Genomic DNA, 18,578 nt, shown 5'->3' on the forward strand with positions numbered 1-18,578 from the left:
GGTTATAAAATGATTGCGCTAACATTTTTAATGATGGCGCAATCATTACGCCAGTAAATTGCTTCTGATTTGAACAATCGATCACAAATGCGGAGATAACAGGGGCTGTTTTTATAAACAGCATCACATTCCAATGCATTGTGTGAAAATGCACAAATCATTATGATGGCGCTAACATTTTACAAGGTGTTATTTCACTAAGCTGCTGTTTTCTCAGCGTTATGCACCAGGGATGCTGGCAATGGCTGAAATCATGATGAATAATGCACAAATCCATCGGCGATTTTTACAAAGGCATCAACCGTGAAAAATTCCAGACCTCCCCGCGCACCAACGCTGGAAGATGTTGCCCGCACCGCGGGATTATCGCCAATGACCGTAAGCAGGGCGCTGAATACCCCGCAAATGGTGCGCCCGAAAACAGTAGAAAAGGTGATGCAGGCCGTTCGCGCCACCGGATATATTCCCAACGCACTGGCGGGGGGGTTGGCCTCACGTCGCAGCAAACTGATTGCGGTAGTGGTCCCACAAATTAACAACAATATGTTTGTCGATACCATTCAGTCGCTGAGCGACGAACTGGCTGAACGTGGGTATCACATCTTGCTGTGCGTGGCTGGGTATACGCAGCAAACCGAAGCCGAGCTGGTAGCGACGCTGCTTTCTCGTCGACCGGACGGCGTGGTGCTCACGGGTATCCACCACACCGTTGAGTTGAAAAAAGTGATCCTCAACGCCGCCATCCCGGTGGTGGAAATCTGGGATTTGACGCCAACCCCCATCGATATGCTGGTGGGGTTCTCGCACGAAAAAGTCGGGCAGGCGGTGGCTGACTATCTCCTTGCAAAAGGTTATCGTCGCCCGGGCCTGTTATGGACCGCCGATCGCCGCGCCGGTCAGCGTAAACACGGACTCTGTGATGTGTTGAGTCGCCATGGCATTACCACGGTGCCGCAGGTGGATGTGCCGCTTCCGGCTTCGCTGGCGTTGGGACGCAGTGGCTTGACGCAGCTTTTTGCCGACAGCGAATTTGATGTGATTGTCTGTAGCTCGGATACCCTCGCGCAGGGGGCAATTATGGAGGCGGAAAGCCGTGGTTTGGCGGTACCACACGATTTAGCGGTGGTGGGCTTTGGCGATCTTGATTTTGCCGCTAGCAATCGCCCGGCAATTACCACCGTCAGCGTAGACCGACGTGCCATTGGACAGCGGGCCGCCTCGCTGCTCGCCGACAGAATTGAGCACATTCCTCGTGAAGACGATATTATCGATGTCGGATTTCATCTTATCGTACGCGAGTCCGCGTAAAGACAATAATAAGGAACCTGCTATGCCGCACGTTGATATTAAATGTTTTCCCCGCGATTTGAATGACGAACAAAAATCCGCGCTGGCAGCGGAGATTACCGAGGTGATCGTTCGCCATCTGCAAAGTAAAGACAGCTCGGTGAGCGTCGCGCTCAATGAGGTTGACCCAAAAGCCTGGCAGCAGGTGTGGGATAGGGAAATCGCACCGCACATGGATACGCTGATTAAAAAACCGGGTTACAGTATGTGAGAGAAAACGGGCGGATAATCCGCCCGTTGTACGTTAGTTTAAGGGGTAACGATATTGAACCAGAACTCGAATTTATCCATGTAGCCCAGCATAGAATCAAGTTTAGCGCCGTCACCGGTCACCTTCACATCGCCACTCTGTTCAGCCTGTTTCAGCGTCACTTCCTTAAGGATGATTTTGTTCAACGTGTCACGGTTGAGCGTGATAGTTGCGTCTGCGTCTTTGGCTTCAGAATTGGCGGTGTGGTTTAGCACGCCGTTTTCCAGCTCCAGCTTGTATTTACCGCCGTCGCTACCGAGGTCGATGTTGAATACTGATTTCGCGTCGCCCGCTTTCTGCCCGTTAATATGCACGGCCAGATAGTCAAAGAACATTTCTGGCGTCATCGCGCGGACGGTATCCGGGCTGGCGGTATTCGGGGTTGGCCCTTTGATCACGCCGTTACGTAACTCTTGTGCGCCGGTGAGGTAGAAGTTACGCCACGGTCCGGATTCAGCCTGGTAGCCTAATTGTTCCAGCGCATCGGCTTCCAGATTACGCGCGGCCTGGTTGTTCGGATCGGCAAACACCACTTTGCTCACGACCTGCGCCACCCAGCGGTAGTTACCCTGGTCATAGTCGGCTTTCGCTTTTTGCAAAATAGCATCGGCACCGCCCATATAGTCGACGAATTTCTTCGCGGCTTCTTCCGGCGGCAATTCATCAAGCGTTGCCGGGTTGCCGTCAAACCAGCCGAGATACAGCACGTAGGTGGCTTTCACATCGTGGCTAACAGAGCCATAGTAGCCCCGGTTGGCCCAGGTATGTGCCAGCGAGTCCGGCAGTTTAAAGTTCGCGGCGATCTCGTCACGGGTCAGACCTTCGTTGGCCATACGTAACGTTTGATCGTTGATGTAACGGTACAAGTCACGCTGGCTTTTCAGCAGTGTCATGACCTTGTCGTTACCCCAGGTTGGCCAGTGGTGCTGCGCCATCAGGATTTCAGCTTTGTCCCCCCAGCGCACAATCGCTTCGTTGATGTATTTTGACCACGGCAGCGGTTCACGGATTTTAGCGCCGCGCAGCGAGTAGGTGTTGTGCAGGGTATGGGTGACATCTTCGGCAGATTCAATCAGCTTTTTCTCTTCGATGTACCACAGCATTTCCGACGGGGCTTCAGAGCCTGGTGCCAACATGAAATCATAGGTCAGACCGTCGATAACTTCTTTTTGCCCATCTTTCTCAATGATATTGGTGGGTGCAATCAGAGTAACCGTGCCCGCAGAGGTGGTGGTGCCGAGTCCCGCGCCGACCTGGCCTTTGGCGTCCGGTTTTAGCAGGTTACCGTACATATAGCTGGCGCGACGGCTCATGACGTTACCGGCCATGATATTTTCTGCCACCGCGGCTTCCATAAAGCCAGCTGGCGCATAAATCTTCACCTTGCCCGCTTTCACGTCGGCTTCATCAACAACGCCGCGTACGCCGCCATAATGGTCAACGTGGCTGTGGGTGTAAATTACCGCTACAACCGGTTTGTTACCCCGGTTTTTAAAGTAAAGATCCATCCCTACTTTAGCTGTTTCAGCAGAGACCAGCGGATCAACCACGGTGATGCCTTCTTTACCTTCGATAATCGTCATGTTCGACAAATCGAGGTTACGGATCTGGTAGACGCCATCCGTTACTTCAAACAGTCCGCTGATGTTGATTAGCTGAGCCTGTCGCCACAGGCTTGGGTTAACCGAATCCGGTGATTTATCACCTTCTTTAATAAAGGCGTACTGTTGCGGGTTCCAGACCACGTTACCTTGCTCACCTTTAATCACCTCCTGAGGAATCGGGGCGATAAAGCCTTTATGGGCGTCAGTAAAGTCGGTGTTATCAGAGAAGGGCAGTTGATTGTATAGCGCATTGTTGGCCTGTTGCGTGGCGGCAGTGGCGTCTTTTGGCGCTTCAGCAGCCATAACAGGGACGGCAAACGATGTTAATAACCCAGCCAGGAGTAAACTTTGTGCGATTCTATTAAGTTGCATCGTAAATCCTCTCAGAGACTTCAGGACGTGCGGTGTCTACGGATAGCGTTTTGGTTAAATATTTGAATTAGAGCAAACTTAACTATAATTCACATGAATGAATCGGCAAGGTCACGGTGGCTGTTTTATCCAATTGTTTTTTTTGGAAGTTTTAAGAAAAAGTAGAATAAAAAAACGTGGATGACAGGGGGGCTGTCATCCGTTCCGATCACTCACCTGCAGTAATGCGTTTTCCGCTGGTGATAAAGGTGCCCGCACCGAGATGATGCAGGGTGTTGAGTTTGTCATCATCGAACTGCCAGCGTCCGTCGACAAAGACGCGATCGTCCGCTGCAGCGGAAACAACCTGACCGAACAGGGTGTCATACTTCTCTTGCGCAGATGTTGCAGGCAGCAGGCGACATTCCATCCACGCCAGGCATTTAGCCTCTATCAGCGGTAAGCCCAGCACCGGACCTTTGACTACCGGAATGCCGTAGCAGTTAAATTTATCTTCCACGCGACCAGAAACGCTGCCCACCGCGTAGGTCCAGTTAGTTGCCGCCACGCCGGGAATGACAATGCCAAACATGCCGCTACGTTCAATGAGTTCACGCGACCAGGCGGTCTTATCCACCACAATGGCAATACGCGGCGGGTCAAACTCAACGGGCATGGACCACGCCGCCGCCATCACATTTCGCCGCTGCGTATTTTCATCACGACTGGTTATCAAGACCGTTGGACCGTGATTTAACAGTCGGCTGGCATGGTGTAATTCAACCGGACGGAAATGACTCATGGTGGATCCTCAGTTGAGTGGATAGTGCACACAATTAATATAGATATTAACGGGATTAGCGATTTTGTCGCCCGGCATACGGCGGGAGCGCACAAAATCGACGGCGAAAAATGAAAAATGCGTTATAAGTACAACATTCAACGCACAGGGATCCCGTATGACGCCTTTTTTAACCGCTTATTTTTCCCGTATTGGCTGGTCAGGTACGGCTAACGTCAACATTGACACTTTGCAGACGCTGCATTTACTGCACAACGGTGCGATTCCGTTTGAAAATCTCGATGTGCTGCTGCCGCGAGAAATGCAGCTCGACGATCAGTCGCTGGAAGAGAAACTGGTGGGCGCGCGTCGCGGCGGCTATTGCTTTGAGCAGAATGGGGTATTTGAGCGTGCGCTGCGGGAGATTGGCTTTACCGTGCGCAGTTTACTTGGGCGGGTGGTGCTGGCAAATCCGCCCAGCTTGCCGCCGCGCACGCATCGACTGTTACTGGTCGAATTGCAAGGTGAAACGTGGATTGCCGATGTTGGTTTTGGCGGACAAACGCTAACCGCGCCGATTCGTCTGCAGGCCGACATTGAACAGCAGACACCGCACGGTGAATATCGGCTGATTCGGGAAGACGAGGACTGGATCCTGCAGTTCCGTCATCATGAGCACTGGCAATCGATGTACCACTTCGATCTGGTCACTCAGCATCAGAGCGATCATCTGATAGGTAACTTCTGGTCCGCGCATTGGCCACAGTCGCATTTTCGCCATCACCTGCTGATGTGTCGTCATCTGCCAGACGGCGGTAAGCTGACCCTGACCAACTTCCATTTTACGCACTATGAAGCGGGCCATGCGGTAGAGCAGATTAACTTACCTGACGTCGCGAGCCTGTATGCCCTGTTACAGGACCGCTTTGGTCTGGGAGTTGATGATGCCAAACACGGCTTTACCGAGGCGGAACTGGCAACGGTGATGGCGGCGTTTGATACGCATCCGGAGGCGGGTAAATAGGGTGATGATTTGCCGGATAGCGACGCGATGCGTCTTATCCGGCTTACCGACTCAATTAAAATCTATCGCCCATTCGGCATGAAACAGGATCACCGCCGCACCGGTAATCGTCACTTTTTGCGGCTGATTGTCCTGGATTGCCACCGTCACCTCGACAATGCCGTCGCGTCCCAGCGCACGGCCTTGATGCCCCTGAACATGCAAGATTTTTCCGTCATGAGCCATTAGGTTGTGGTGCACCAGCCATGCGCCCATTGGACCATTGGCATTGCCGGTGACCGGATCCTCCACAATGCCAATCGCCGGTGAAAACATCCGACCATCAGTGGCATTTTCCCCTGGTCGAATCTGAAACGGGAAGAAGCCGTTGCAGCCAATGTGCTGGCTGATCGCGATTAATGCCGACAGGTCCGGGGACAGGGCGTCGAGGTCGACCTCCGGTTTCAACGGGATCATCACTTTCGAATGTCCGGTCGAGGCAATCTGGAGCGGCAGTCCCGGCAGTATATCGTCTTCGGTCAGATGCAGGGCGGCGATGATGGCTGCACGCGTGGGTCCCTCCAGCGGCGGCTCAAAAGTCGGCGTACCCTGTTCCAGACTGATGCGATAGCCGTTATTTTCAGCATGAATATCAACGCGGTGACGCCCGGCCAACGACGTTTGCCAGACGGTCGTATTGCCCAGTCCAAGCACGCTGGCGCGAACATAGTGTGCGGCGACGGTGGCGTGCCCACAGATAGGTACTTCGACCGTTGGCGTGAAATAGCGAATACGCACGTCACTGTCGTCGCTGGTGAGCAGAAAAGCGGTTTCAGAATGACGCAGTTCACGCGCAATCAGCTGCATCTGCGCCTCACTCAGTCCGTCAGCATGCAGCACAACGCCTGCGGAATTGCCGCGAAACGGGTGTGGAGTAAAGGCATCGACGTGGTAAACCTGTGGTTTCATTGGCGTTCTCCCTGGAGTGGAGAAGCATCATAACGTGCAAAATGCTGGATGGCGACGCCCTGCGTCTTATCCGGCCTACGGAATCTCCCTGTAGGCCGGATTTGGCAATACAACGCGAATTTATCGGCGAGAACGGACGATCTGGTTACGACGGGTGAAATATTCGACCGGCGCGCTCCACACGTGGACCAGACGAGTGAACGGGAACAGCAGGAAGATGGTCATCCCCAGAACCAGATGGACGCGGAAAATTAGCGCCACGCCATCCAGATGCGCAGACGCGCCGCCCTGGAAGGTCACCACCGACTGCGCCCAGCCCACCAGTTTCAGCATTTCACTGCCGTCCGGATGTTGTGCTGAGAACGGAATGGTGGTCAGACCGAGGATACACTGAACCAGCAGAACACACAGGATCAGAATATCAGCGGTAGAGGATGTCGCGCGAATTCGCGAATTCGTCAGACGACGAACCAGCAAACCCGCGCCGCCTACCAGCGTCAGCACGCCGCAAATCCCGCCCGCAATCATCGCCATTTGCTGCTTCACTGCGATAGGCAGGAACCAGGCGTACATCCAGTGCGGGGTTAACATGCCAAACAGATGGCCGAAGAAAATCCCCAAAATGCCGATGTGAAACAGGTTTGACCACAACACCATGCCGCGTTTGTCCAGCATCTGACTGGAGGAGGCGCGCCAGGTGTACTGGCCGTAGTCGTAGCGTAGCCAGCTGCCGAGGATAAACACTGTCCCGCACAGATACGGGTAGATGTCGTAAAAAAAGACGTTCAGGTACTGTATCATTTCGGGCCTCCCGAGCTGACGTCAACATACTGTGGCGCCACGTCCTGGCTAAAGCGCCGTTGGTAGCTTTGCAACGGTGAACTGTCACAGGCGGTGGCGTTATCCTCAATGAACTTCACCTGTTCCTCTTCCCATACAGCGTCGAGCGCCTGTCGGGTATCGTCACGGGTTTCTGCGCCGACCTGTTTCGTGACACTGTCACTTGAAAGCGGACTGCCCGCCAGCATGAGAAGGGCGTCAAACAGCTGATACCATGGGGTATCACGCTGCTTTAAGCGCCCGCCAAGCAGCGCCAGGATCGGCGCGACATTTTGCAATCCCTCTTTAGCCTCTGCCTCCGGCAGCACGCTCAAATACTCCAGATACAGCGGCAGGTGATCAGGCAGCTCACGGCAGGCGAGCTGTAACCCGACCTTTTCGTACTGAGCCAGCAGGTCAACCATCGCCTGACCGCGATCGCGTGATTCCGCATGAACATGTTCAAACAGCAGCAGCGAGGTGGCGCGCCCCCGGTCAAACACCTCGCACCATTCGGCTTGCTTATCCAGCAGCGGGGCACTTAACAATTCGCGGGTGAACTCGCTCAGCATCGGTGCATCACTGGCGACCAGCGCCAGCGCATCGTCCTTACATTCCCACAGCAATTCATCCGGATACTCCATCAACAGCCCGATAACCTTGAGGATCTGCATTATTCACCCTCCGCTTTATCGCGCACTTCGGTGATGTCGATAGCATCAATGCGGCTGCTGTTGAACAGGTTGAATTTGGTATCTGAACCGTGGCAGCCATCGCCGAAGGTAAAGCCGCAGCCGTTTTTCTCCGGGAAGGCATCACGGGCCATTTCGCGGTGGCTGGTCGGGATCACGAAGCGGTCTTCGTAGTTGGCAATCGCCAGATAGCGATACATCTCTTCGACCTGCTCCACGCTCAACCCGACTTCGTCGATAGCGCGGGTATCGGTGACACCTTCAACGGTTTGCGAGCGCATGTAGTGGCGCATCGCCATCATACGTTTCAGCGCGCGCAGCACCGGGCCGGTATCGCCCGCGCTGAGCATGTTGGCGAGGTATTGCACTGGAATACGCAGCGATTCTACCGCGGGCAGGATATTGCCATTGTGCGGCAGGCCACCGGCGTCGGCGATCGACTGAATCGGTGACAACGGCGGCACATACCAGACCATTGGTAGGGTGCGATACTCCGGATGCAGCGGCAGAGCCAGCTTCCAGTCCATTGCCATTTTGTAGACCGGCGAGCGCTGGGCGGCGTCAATCACGTTTTGCGGAATACCCTGTTTCAGCGCTTCTTCAATGACCGCTGGATCGTTCGGGTTGAGGAACACGTCGCACTGGCGCTCGTAGAGATCGGTTTCATGCTCGGTGCTGGCCGCTTCTTCAATGCGGTCGGCGTCGTACAGCAGGACGCCGAGATAGCGAATGCGTCCGACGCAGGTTTCTGAACACACCGTCGGCTGGCCGGATTCAATGCGCGGATAGCAGAAAATACATTTTTCCGACTTGCCGCTCTTCCAGTTAAAGTAGATTTTCTTATACGGGCAACCGCTGATACACAAACGCCAGCCGCGGCATTTATCCTGGTCGATCAACACAATGCCGTCTTCTTCACGCTTGTAGATGGCACCGCTCGGGCAGGTCGCCACACAGCTCGGGTTCAGGCAGTGTTCACACAGGCGCGGCAGATACATCATGAAGGTGTTTTCGAACTGGCCGTACATCTCCTTTTGCATCTTCTCGAAGTTACGATCGCGCGCGCGCTTAGAAAACTCGCCGCCGAGCAGTTCTTCCCAGTTTGGCCCCCAGATAATCTTGTCCATCCGTTTGCCATCAATCAGCGAACGCGGACGGGCGGTGGGCTGATGTTTGCCTTCCGGTGCGCTATGCAGATGCTGGTAATCGTAGGTGAACGGCTCGTAGTAATCATCAATTTGCGGGATCACCGGGTTGGCAAAAATTTTGGTGATCACGCCCATTTTGCCGCCCAGGCGCGGTCTGATTTTACCGTTAACGTCGCGAACCCAGCCGCCTTGCCACTCTTCCTGATCTTCCCAGTTTTTGGGGTAACCAATCCCCGGTTTGGTTTCGACGTTGTTAAACCATGCGTATTCCATACCTTCACGTCCGGTCCAGACGTTTTTACAGGTGACGGAGCAGGTGTGGCAGCCGATGCACTTATCCAGATTAAGAACCATGCCTACCTGTGAGCGTATTTTCATTTTTTCGCCTCCTGTACCTGATCGCGACCTTCATCATCCAGCCAGTCAATATTTTTCATTTTTCTAATCATGATGAATTCATCGCGGTTAGAGCCGACGGTGCCGTAGTAGTTAAAGCTGTAGGACAGCTGCGCATAGCCGCCGATCATGTGCGTCGGTTTCGGACACACGCGGGTCACTGAGTTGTGAATACCACCGCGCATGCCGGTAACTTCAGAACCGGGGATATTCATGATTCGCTCCTGTGCGTGGTACATCATGGTCATTCCCGGCGGCACACGCTGGCTGACCACCGCACGGGCGGTCAACGCGCCGTTGGCATTGAAGGCTTCGATCCAGTCGTTATCCTCGATCCCCAGCTCTTTGGCGTCGGTTTCACTGATCCAGACAATCGGCCCGCCGCGCGACAGCGTCAGCATCAGCAGGTTTTCGCTGTACGTGGAGTGGATGCCCCATTTCTGGTGCGGCGTCAGGAAATTCAGCGCTTTTTCCGGGAAGCCGTTCGGTGGAACCTCACGCATTTCCGTCACGCTACGGGTATCGATTGGCGGTCGATAAGCCACCAGGCTTTCGCCAAAGGCACGCATCCACGCGTGATCCTGATACAGCTGCTGGCGACCGGACAGGGTGCGCCATGGGATCAGTTCGTGTACGTTGGTATAGCCGGCGTTGTAGGAGACATGCTCGCTTTCAAGACCCGACCAGGTTGGGCTGGAGATGATTTTGCGCGGCTGTGCCTGAATATCGCGAAAACGAATCTTCTCGTCTTCTTTGTTCAGAGCCAGATGCGTGTGATCACGCCCGGTCATCGCCCCCAGGGCTTGCCAGGCTTTCACCGCCACCTGACCGTTGGTTTCTGGCGCCAACGCGAGGATCACTTCAGACGCGTCCAACGCGGTGTCGATCAGCGGTCGGCCTTTCGCCGGGCCTTCACGCTTGGTGTAGTTCAGCTTACCGAGGAAATCGACTTCAGCCTGGGTGTTCCACGAGATGCCTTTCCCGCCGTTACCCAGTTTATCCATTAGCGGACCGAGCGAGGTAAAGCGTTCGTAAGTGGCAGGGTAGTCGCGTTCGACAACCGTAATATTGGGCGCCGTTTTACCGGCAATGAGGTCACATTCACCCTTGCGCCAGTCCTGAATATCAAACGGCTGCGACAGCTCTGCCGGAGAGTCATGCTGGAGCGGTTGCAGCACCACATCGGTTTCCTGGCCCAGATGCCCCACGCAGACCTCGGAGAACACTTTGGCAATGCCCTTGTAAATCTCCCAGTCGCTTTTGGATTCCCAGGCCGGATCAACCGCCGCTGACAGGGGGTGAATAAACGGATGCATATCCGAGGTATTCATGTCGTCTTTTTCATACCAGGTGGCGGTCGGCAACACGATATCGGAGAACAGGCAGGTGCTGGACATACGGAAATCAAGCGTGACCAGCAGGTCAAGCTTGCCTTCGATGGCCGCCGTTTGCCATTCCACCTCTTCAGGTTTAATACCCTCGCTATCGCCCAGTGCTTCACCCTGAATACCGCTTTCGGTACCCAGCAAATATTTGAGCATGTATTCATGCCCTTTGCCGGAGGAGCCAAGCAGGTTCGAACGCCAGACAAACAGGTTACGCGGGTGGTTACTGCCGTTGTCCGGTTGCTCACAGGCCATGCGGATATCACCGGACTTCAGCGCCTGCGCGGTGTATTCCGCTGGAGATAATCCCGTCTGTTCCGCTCGGGCTTTAACGGTTAATGGGTTCAGGTTGAGCTGTGGGGCAGAAGGCAGCCAGCCCATACGCTCGGCACGGACGTTGAAATCGATCAGATGTCCGGTAAATTTCGACGCGTCGGCCAGCGGAGAGAGCAACTCCTGGGCGGTGACTTTTTCATAGCGCCACTGGCTGGAATGGTTGTAGAAAAACGAGGTGCTGTTCATCTGACGCGGAGGGCGGTTCCAGTCCAGCGCAAAGGCCAACGGTAACCAGCCGGTCTGCGGGCGCAGTTTTTCCTGTCCTACATAGTGCGCCCAGCCGCCGCCGCTTTGACCGACACAGCCACAGAACACCAGGATGTTAATCATCCCACGGTAGTTCATGTCCATGTGGTACCAGTGGTTGACGCCTGCCCCGAGGATGATCATCGAACGACCATGGGTTTTGTGCGCGGTATCGGCAAATTCACGGGCAATTTGTTCGATATGACGGCGAGGCACGCCGGTGATTTGTTCGCCCCAGGCCGGGGTGTAGGCTTTAATCTCACTGTAATCACGGGCCGCGAGGTCATCATCGAGTCCGCGATCGAGCCCGTAGTTCGCCAGGACTAAATCGTACACGCTGACCACCGGACAACGGCGGCCATCAGTGAGGGTAAGGTGCTTAACCGGTAGTTTACGCACCAGCACCGGCTCCTGATTCACGCTGCGAAAATGCGGATTTTCGTTACCACCAAAATAGGGGAACGCCACACCCGCCACCTCATCATGCTGGCCGAGTAATGACAGGGACAGTTCTGTTTCCGTGCCGGCAGCCAGCGACTCGAGGTTCCATTTGCCTTTTTCGCCCCAGCGAAAACCAATAGAACCATTCGGTACCACCAGTTCACCGGCGTTGTTGAAGGCCACGGTTTTCCATTCAGGGTTATTACTTTCACCCAGTCCGTCGACGAGGTCCGAGGCGCGCATCATCCGTCCTGGTACAAAGCTACCGTCTTCCCGGGCATCCAGCAGCACCAACATCGGCATATCGGTATAACGGCGGCAATAGTTGATGAAGTAGTCGCTGGGCTTATCAAGATGGAATTCTTTGAGGATAACGTGACCCATGGCCATCGCCAGCGCGCTGTCAGTGCCTTGCTTCGGTGCCAGCCACTGATCGCACAGCTTGGCAACTTCCGAGTAGTCCGGCGTAATAGCGATGGTCTTGGTGCCTTTATAGCGGACTTCGGTAAAGAAGTGAGCATCTGGCGTACGGGTCTGCGGAACGTTTGAGCCCCAGGCAATGATATAGCTGGAGTTATACCAGTCGGCGGATTCCGGCACGTCAGTCTGCTCGCCCCAGGTCATAGGTGAGGCTGGAGGCAAGTCACAGTACCAGTCATAGAAGCTCAGGCAGGTGCCGCCGAGCAGCGACAGATAGCGTGTCCCCGCTGCGTAGGAGACCATCGACATGGCAGGGATGGGGGAGAATCCGGCTACGCGATCCGGGCCGTAGGTTTTCACCGTCCAGACGTTAGCGGCGGCGATCAGTTGATTTAACTCTTTCCAGTTGGAACGGATAAATCCGCCACGTCCGCGTACCTGTTTGTAGCTCTGGCACTTTTGCGGATCGTGCATAATGGATTCCCACGCCAGCACCGGGTCGGGCTGGCGGGAAAGGGCGTCGCGCCACAGTTCGACCAGGCGTTTACGCACCAGCGGGTATTTCAGGCGGTTGGCGCTGTAAAGATACCAGGAATAGCTGGCACCGCGCGGGCATCCGCGAGGTTCATGGTTGGGCAGGTCCGGGCGGGTGCGTGGATAGTCAGTTTGCTGGGTTTCCCAGGTGACCAGGCCGTTTTTAACGTAGATTTTCCAGCTGCATGAGCCGGTACAGTTGACGCCGTGGGTCGAGCGGACAATTTTATCGAACTGCCAGCGCTGACGATAGCTGTCTTCCCAATCCCTATTGGTGTGCATGACTTGCCCGTGCCCGTCGGCAAACGTATCGCCCTTTTGTTTAAAGTAACGAAAGCGATCCAACAGTTTACTCATGACATTTCTCCTGCTCCTAATGGACGCTGCCTACGATCTGCAGGCCAAATAGTTGTTATTTTTTTTGTGATTTGCGGCCATAGACCAGCCAGGTCACCAGCACGCAGACGATGTAAAACACTAAAAATATTTTCATGGCGCCCACTGGTGATCCAGTCAGCGCCAGCGAGGTACCGAAGGCTTTCGGAATAAAGAAACCACCCACTGCGCCAATGGCCGAGATAAAACCAAGGGCCGCTGCGGTGTCGGTTACCGCTTCGCGCTGGGCCTGTTCTTCCGTACCACCGTGCAATTTCACGCGGTAAATGGTTATTTTGCGAAAGATCACCGCAATCATCTGGAAAGTTGAGCCGCTGCCCAGACCGGCGGTCAGGAACAGTCCCATAAACACCAGGTAGAAGGCGGTGAAGTTTCCAGAACCCGAACCCGGCAAGGTGAGGAACAGCAGGCCGCTAAACAGTGCCATAAACATAAAGTTGATTAACGTCACCCGCACACCGCCAAACTTGTCCGAGATAACGCCGCCCGCAGAGCGCGCCAGTGCGCCGATAAACGGCCCAAAGAACGCCAGTTGCAGAATATTTACGTCAGGAAACTGGGTTTTGGCCAGCATGGCAAACCCGGCGGAAAAACCGATAAATGAACCGAAGGTGGCGAGATACAACAGGCTTAACAGCCACAGATGAAAACGCTTCAGTACCGGCAGCTGTGAGGCGATAGAGGCTTTGGAACTGGCGATATCGTTCATGCCAATGCCCGCTGCCAGAGTGGAGAGCAGCAGCAACGGCACCCAAATCCAGGCGGCGTTGGTCAATGACAGTAACGAACCATCAGGTTGCGGCACGCCCTGGACGCCGAGGAAGGTAAAAATAGGCAGAAAAATCACCAGTGGAGCGATCAATTGCATCACGCTGACGCCCAGATTGCCGAGACCGCCGTTAACGCCGAGTGCGCTGCCTTGCTTCGCTTTCGGGAAGAAGAAACTGATATTGCCCATGCTGGAGGCAAAGTTGGCGCCAGCAAAACCACACATCAGCGCAATAACGATAAATACGCCAAACGGAGTAGCTGTATTTTGCACCGCAAATCCGAGCCACAGGCACGGGATAACAAGAATCGCAGTGCTAAAAACCGTCCAGCGGCGGCCGCCAAATATAGGCACCATAAAGGAGTAGGGGACGCGTAATATTGCACCAGAAAGGGACGGTAATGCGGTTAATAAAAAAAGTTGATCGGTGGTGAAATTAAAACCAATTTTATTTAAGTTTACTGCTACGGCGCTAAATAGCATCCAGACACAGAACGCAAGAAGGAGACAACTGACTGATATCCAGAGGTTTCTTCTGGCAATATGCTTGCCTTTATTTTCCCAAAAGGCGGCATTTTCTGGTTTCCAGTCGGTTAAAAGATAACGATTATTTTTCTCATTTGAAGGTGACATATTATCCTCACATGCGCACGTCGTTCAAGAAATAAACGCATACAGAGCCGTACTGGCCCTGATTAGAAATTATTGAAAAGCGTTAAGAATATTGAATGAAAGGATAGATAAAAAAGCGCAATAGTGCGGAGTGAGTGGAGAATTAAGCGTTGCTTATGTGTTACTAATTGTAAATATAAAAGATACATTATTAATGTATCAATAACATTAACTAAACAGCTCCAGACGAATCATTCGATCCAGATGCCGTGTAAAGGCCGGATCCGCCATTTCTGACATCCCCAGCGCATACATACCGTCGAGGCCACACACGAGACCGATCAAGCGCCAGGCGACGTCGGCGGCATCCGGTTCGGCCAAAAACTCACCTTCTTGCTGGCCGCGAAGAATGATCGCCGTTGTTTCTTCATGCCACATGCGCATGGTCAGTAGGTAGGCGCTTTTGATTTCGGGGTCTTTGTCAGCCAGGATCTGCGCTTCTCGCCAGAGTTTAATGTACGGCTCAAACCCGCCGTCATCACTGCCAAGCATAGCGTGGAGTTGCTCGCGGAAGGTCGCACCTTCGCTGACCTGTTCCGCATCAAGCAGGGTACGAATCAGACGAACAAACGCCTGAGACTTAAGCTCACCGGCTGACGTGAAATGGTGATGCAGTTGGCCGGTCGCCACTTTCGCCTCGGTTGCAATGCGTCGTACCGTCATGGCGCTAAACCCTTCTTCCAGCGCGACGCGCATTGCCGCCTGCAGAATCACTTCCCGACGTTCATCCCGATTCAAATAACTCATACATCCCCCTCTACCTACGTTGAAGGCAGTCTAACAAAAAGTTGGACATATGTTCAATTTTCCGTAGGATCGTTAAAGCTGGACATGTGTCCAGTTTAAGTTTTGTAGGGAGTTTTATGTTTCGTCAGTGGTTAACGTTAGTGATTATTGTGCTGGTCTACATCCCTGTTGCGATTGATGCAACGGTGCTGCACGTTGCCGCGCCCACGCTGAGTATGACGCTGGGTGCCAGTGGTAACGAGCTGCTGTGGATCATTGATATTTATTCCCTGGTGATGGCAGGGATGGTGCTGCCGATGGGGGCACTGGGCGATCGCATTGGCTTTAAACGCCTGCTGCTGTTGGGCGGAGGCCTGTTTGGTCTGGCCTCGCTGGCTGCAGCCTTTGCCCATACCGCCGGATGGCTTATCGCCACGCGCGCCGTGTTGGCAATTGGTGCGGCAATGATCGTCCCGGCGACGCTGGCCGGTATTCGTGCGACCTTTGCTGAACAGCGCCACCGTAATATGGCGCTTGGCGTCTGGGCGGCGGTCGGTTCCGGCGGGGCAGCATTTGGTCCGCTGGTTGGCGGTATGCTGCTGGAGCACTTCTATTGGGGTTCTGTATTCTTAATCAATGTGCCGATTGTGTTAGTGGTGATGGCATTGACCGCGCGTTACGTTCCGCGCCAAACCGGTCGTCGCGATCAGTCATTAAATTTCGGTCATGCGATTATGCTGATTGTCGCCATTCTGCTGCTGGTGTATAGCGCGAAAACGGCGCTGAAGGGACACATCGCGACGGGCGTGATTGTGCTGACGCTGTTGGTGGGTGCTTTACTGCTGGGGCAGTTCGTGCGCATCCAGCTTGCCGCATCGCGCCCGATGATCGATATGCGACTGTTTACCCATCGCATTATCTTAAGCGGCGTTGTCATGGCAATGACCGCGATGATAACCCTGGTAGGCTTTGAACTATTAATGGCCCAGGAACTGCAGTTTGTGCACGGATTAACACCGTATCAGGCGGGTCTCTTTATGCTGCCGGTGATGCTGGCCAGTGGATTCAGCGGGCCGATTGCCGGGATGCTGGTATCGCGTCTGGGACTACGTTGCGTGGCTACCGCGGGCATGGCGCTGAGTGCCGTCAGCTTCTATGGGCTGGCGATGACCGATTTTAGCACCCAGCAGATCCAGGCCTGGATATTAATGGCCCTGTTGGGCTTCAGTGCCGCCAGCGCGCTGTTAGCCTCCACGGCGGCCATTATGGCGGCGGCACCCGCAGAAAAAGCGGCCGCTGCCGGGGCTATCGAAACCATGGCCTACGAGTTGGGTGCGGGTCTGGGGATCGCGATTTTTGGTTTACTGCTAAGCCGCAGTTTTTCCGCGTCAATTCTGCCGCCTGCAGGACTTAACCCGCAGGAGCTTGAGCGCGCCTCATCATCGATGGGGGAAGCGGTACAGCTGGCGCACTCGCTTCCGCCCTCACTCAGTGAGGCGCTGTTGACGGCCGCCAGAGACGCCTTTACCTGGTCGCATAGCGTGGCATTGAGCAGCGCGGGCAGCATGCTGATCGTCCTGGCGGTAGGAATGTGGTTCAGTCTGGCAAAAGTGAAACAGCAATAACTAGTGGGCTAAATGGCAGGGGTAATCCATCTCTTCGACTTCTTTTCCACTCAGTCGAGCGTATTGCCCCGTCAGTCTCCAGAACGCAGGCTGTGTTTCGGTGTAGATCTCTGCCGCTAAAATCAGGCGGCGGCGGTCTACTTCGTTCAGTTCCAGCAATGTCCACGGAATAAAGTAGCGTTCGCTGTCGGTCAGCGTAAACCACAGCGGGCACCCGCAACCGGAACAGAAGAAACGTTCACCACGATTTGAAGAAGGAAAGTGCGAAGGTTCCGCAGATTCTGGCGACATCAGCGGATGACCGCTGGCTTCCAGATACATGGCGATGCCGCCAGACCACTTCTGGCACAGCGTGCAGTGGCAGGCATAGACATCAAGCATGTCGACGTTAACGGTAAAATTACTTTGTCCGCAAAGACAACGACCTGTGAACGTCTGCACGTCATACTCCTTATGACCGAGTCTACTTCAAGAGAAAAAGCCAGCCCGTAGAGGACTGGCTTTGTATTTCACTTACAACAAAATTAGAACTGGTAGTTCAGGCCAACAGCCACAACGTTGTCGGTGCTTACACCAGCAATACGTGTGAAGTTGTTGTCATCCAGCAGGTTGATTTTGTAATCAACGAAGGTGGACATGTTTTTGTTGAAGTAGTAGGTCGCACCCAGGTCTACGTATTCAACCAGATCCTGGTCGCCGAAGACGGCAATGTCTTTACCTTTGGATTTCAGGTAAGCGATGGACGGACGCAGACCGAAGTCGAACTGGTACTGAGCCACAGCTTCAAAGTTCTGCGCTTTCTCAGCGATACCGGCAACGTTGGAACCATAAGTGGTCATGTTGCGGGTTTCAGAGTAGGTGGTTGCCAGGTAGATGTTGTTCGCATCATATTTCAGGCCAGCAGCCCATACTTCAGCGTTTTCACCATTAGCTTTGAAGATGTTGTTACGGTTGTTCTGCTCGTCGGTACGGTCAGATTTCGCATAGGTTGCACCTACACCGAAGCCTTCGTACTCATAAGTGGTAGACAGACCAAAACCGTCGCCATTCGCTTCTTGAACGTCGCTACGGTCATTTTTACCCTGGTACTGCGCGGCAAAGTTCAGACCTTCAACCAGACCGAAGAAGTCGGTGTTACGGTAGGTTGCAACGCCGGTAGCACGCTGGGTCATGAACACGTCAGTCTGGGTCCAGGTATCACCACCGAACTCAGGCAGAACGTCGGTCCATGCGCCGATGTCGTAAGCTACGCCGTAGTTACGGCCGTAGTCGAAAGAACCGTATTCAGCGAATTTCAGGCCAGCGAATGCCAGACGGGTTTTGTCTGCTTCGGAACCCTGACTTTCAGAACGGTTGCCTTTAAATTCGTATTCCCACTGGCCATAACCAACCAACTGGTCGTTGATCTGGGTTTCGCCTTTGAAGCCCATACGTGCGTAAGTTTTGTCGCCATCGCTGCCGTTGTCGTCAGAGAAGTAATGCTGAGCGTGAACTTTACCGTACAGATCCAGTTTGTTGCCGTCTTTGTTATATACCTCAGCTGCGTTTACCGCACCTGCTGCCAACAGGGAAGTCACTGCCACTGCAACTAATTTAAGTTTCATTCTAAATAATCCTTATAATTTTCTTCTTGGTGTGATTCCTAAACCATTGCTAAACGAAGGGGTT

General features: G+C 54.0%; 15 protein-coding genes. 4 read left to right on the top strand and 11 right to left on the bottom strand.

The window, feature by feature from the left end:
* Nucleotides 1–372 precede the first annotated feature (372 nt).
* Together M2374_RS13455 and pptA are read left to right on the top strand one after the other, a co-directional pair.
* Nucleotides 373–1,308, top strand: coding sequence for a LacI family DNA-binding transcriptional regulator (locus M2374_RS13455; RefSeq protein WP_249420988.1), 936 nt, complete (start codon nucleotides 373–375; stop codon nucleotides 1,306–1,308).
* A 22-nt stretch (nucleotides 1,309–1,330) separates the two neighbouring features.
* Nucleotides 1,331–1,558 carry a tautomerase PptA gene (gene pptA / locus M2374_RS13460; RefSeq protein WP_096757011.1) on the top strand — a complete coding sequence of 76 codons (228 nt, stop codon included), beginning with the start codon at nucleotides 1,331–1,333 and terminating at the stop codon, nucleotides 1,556–1,558.
* 38 nt (nucleotides 1,559–1,596) lie between these two features.
* Here pptA and M2374_RS13465 read toward each other — a convergent pair whose 3' ends face one another.
* Nucleotides 1,597–3,573, bottom strand: coding sequence for an alkyl/aryl-sulfatase (locus tag M2374_RS13465; RefSeq protein WP_137363323.1), 1,977 nt, complete (start codon nucleotides 3,571–3,573; stop codon nucleotides 1,597–1,599).
* 208 nt (nucleotides 3,574–3,781) lie between these two features.
* Nucleotides 3,782–4,354 (bottom strand): flavin reductase family protein, encoded by a 573-nt coding sequence (locus M2374_RS13470; protein ID WP_096757013.1) that lies wholly within the window; start codon nucleotides 4,352–4,354, stop codon nucleotides 3,782–3,784.
* Between the two features lie 157 nt (nucleotides 4,355–4,511).
* On the opposite strand from M2374_RS13470, the gene nhoA reads away from it, so the two are divergent.
* Nucleotides 4,512–5,357, top strand: a complete 846-nt coding sequence (gene nhoA / locus M2374_RS13475; protein ID WP_259155115.1) for an N-hydroxyarylamine O-acetyltransferase — start codon at nucleotides 4,512–4,514, stop codon at nucleotides 5,355–5,357.
* A 51-nt stretch (nucleotides 5,358–5,408) separates the two neighbouring features.
* On the opposite strand, the gene M2374_RS13480 is transcribed toward nhoA, so the two are convergent.
* The 7 genes from M2374_RS13480 to M2374_RS13510 form a co-directional block, all read right to left on the bottom strand.
* A complete protein-coding gene (locus tag M2374_RS13480; protein WP_181689091.1) occupies nucleotides 5,409–6,305 on the bottom strand; it encodes a PhzF family isomerase in 897 nt (298 codons plus the stop codon).
* A 120-nt stretch (nucleotides 6,306–6,425) separates the two neighbouring features.
* Nucleotides 6,426–7,106, bottom strand: a complete 681-nt coding sequence (narI, locus tag M2374_RS13485; RefSeq protein WP_096757016.1) for a respiratory nitrate reductase subunit gamma — start codon at nucleotides 7,104–7,106, stop codon at nucleotides 6,426–6,428.
* Nucleotides 7,103–7,798 (bottom strand): nitrate reductase molybdenum cofactor assembly chaperone, encoded by a 696-nt coding sequence (narW, locus tag M2374_RS13490; protein ID WP_115258479.1) that lies wholly within the window; start codon nucleotides 7,796–7,798, stop codon nucleotides 7,103–7,105. The genes narI and narW overlap by 4 nt, the downstream gene beginning before the upstream one ends.
* The gene (narH, locus tag M2374_RS13495; RefSeq protein WP_115258480.1) at nucleotides 7,798–9,342 is read right to left on the bottom strand and encodes a nitrate reductase subunit beta; all 1,545 of its coding nucleotides are present in this window, start codon (nucleotides 9,340–9,342) and stop codon (nucleotides 7,798–7,800) included. The genes narW and narH overlap by 1 nt, the downstream gene beginning before the upstream one ends.
* Nucleotides 9,339–13,079 (bottom strand): nitrate reductase subunit alpha, encoded by a 3,741-nt coding sequence (locus tag M2374_RS13500; protein ID WP_259155118.1) that lies wholly within the window; start codon nucleotides 13,077–13,079, stop codon nucleotides 9,339–9,341. The genes narH and M2374_RS13500 overlap by 4 nt, the downstream gene beginning before the upstream one ends.
* Before the next feature lie 55 nt (nucleotides 13,080–13,134).
* The gene (locus tag M2374_RS13505; protein WP_096757020.1) at nucleotides 13,135–14,520 is read right to left on the bottom strand and encodes a NarK family nitrate/nitrite MFS transporter; all 1,386 of its coding nucleotides are present in this window, start codon (nucleotides 14,518–14,520) and stop codon (nucleotides 13,135–13,137) included.
* A gap of 207 nt (nucleotides 14,521–14,727) precedes the next feature.
* The gene (locus M2374_RS13510; RefSeq protein WP_115258482.1) at nucleotides 14,728–15,306 is read right to left on the bottom strand and encodes a TetR family transcriptional regulator; all 579 of its coding nucleotides are present in this window, start codon (nucleotides 15,304–15,306) and stop codon (nucleotides 14,728–14,730) included.
* Nucleotides 15,307–15,422: 116 nt separating this feature from the next.
* Between M2374_RS13510 and M2374_RS13515 the strand changes: the two genes are divergently transcribed.
* Nucleotides 15,423–16,910 carry an MFS transporter gene (locus tag M2374_RS13515; RefSeq protein ID WP_096757025.1) on the top strand — a complete coding sequence of 496 codons (1,488 nt, stop codon included), beginning with the start codon at nucleotides 15,423–15,425 and terminating at the stop codon, nucleotides 16,908–16,910.
* On the opposite strand, the gene M2374_RS13520 is transcribed toward M2374_RS13515, so the two are convergent.
* Nucleotides 16,911–17,291 (bottom strand): GFA family protein, encoded by a 381-nt coding sequence (locus M2374_RS13520; RefSeq protein WP_096759399.1) that lies wholly within the window; start codon nucleotides 17,289–17,291, stop codon nucleotides 16,911–16,913.
* A gap of 143 nt (nucleotides 17,292–17,434) precedes the next feature.
* Nucleotides 17,435–18,514, bottom strand: a complete 1,080-nt coding sequence (ompD, locus tag M2374_RS13525; protein WP_115258483.1) for a porin OmpD — start codon at nucleotides 18,512–18,514, stop codon at nucleotides 17,435–17,437.
* Nucleotides 18,515–18,578: the final 64 nt, after the last annotated feature.

The sequence above is a fragment of the Citrobacter sp. JUb117 genome, assembly GCF_024809055.1.
In the GTDB taxonomy this organism is placed as follows: domain Bacteria; phylum Pseudomonadota; class Gammaproteobacteria; order Enterobacterales; family Enterobacteriaceae; genus Citrobacter; species Citrobacter gillenii.